Annotated in this window: 1 protein-coding gene; it reads left to right on the top strand. The window is 53.2% G+C overall.

Going from position 1 to position 348, the window contains the following annotated elements; genetic code table 11:
- On the top strand, window positions 1-348 hold a 348-nt coding region (locus tag ACF8GF_RS25385), incomplete at both ends, for a transposase (protein ID WP_392488724.1).

The following is a 348-nucleotide window of genomic DNA, read 5'->3' as shown; positions in this document are numbered from 1 at the left end:
CAGTCGTTCACGTCCTTTACTGACGACCTGCTCAAGATGGCTAACTGGCTTGAAAGCCTGGGGATCAAGGTCGTTGCCATGGAATCCACGGGAGTTTATTGGATTCCAATTTACGAGATTCTCAGCGAGCGCGGTTTTGAGGTTTATCTCGTCAATGCCAGAGCAACTCGACAAATCACGGGCCGTAAATCAGATGTGCTGGATTGCCAGTGGATTTGGCAGCTGATGACTCATGGACTGCTCAGAGGCGCATTCCGCCCCGATGATCTGACCTGCTGCGTCCGGTCATTGGTCAGGCAGCGTGCTTCCAAAGTGAAAGACCAGGCGCAGACGCTGAACCGGATGCAA

The organism is Pseudomonas sp. yb_5 (assembly GCF_043103865.1).
Taxonomy (GTDB): Bacteria; Pseudomonadota; Gammaproteobacteria; order Pseudomonadales; family Pseudomonadaceae; genus Aquipseudomonas; species Aquipseudomonas putida_Y.
This window is presented reverse-complemented; position numbering and strand designations above follow the sequence as displayed.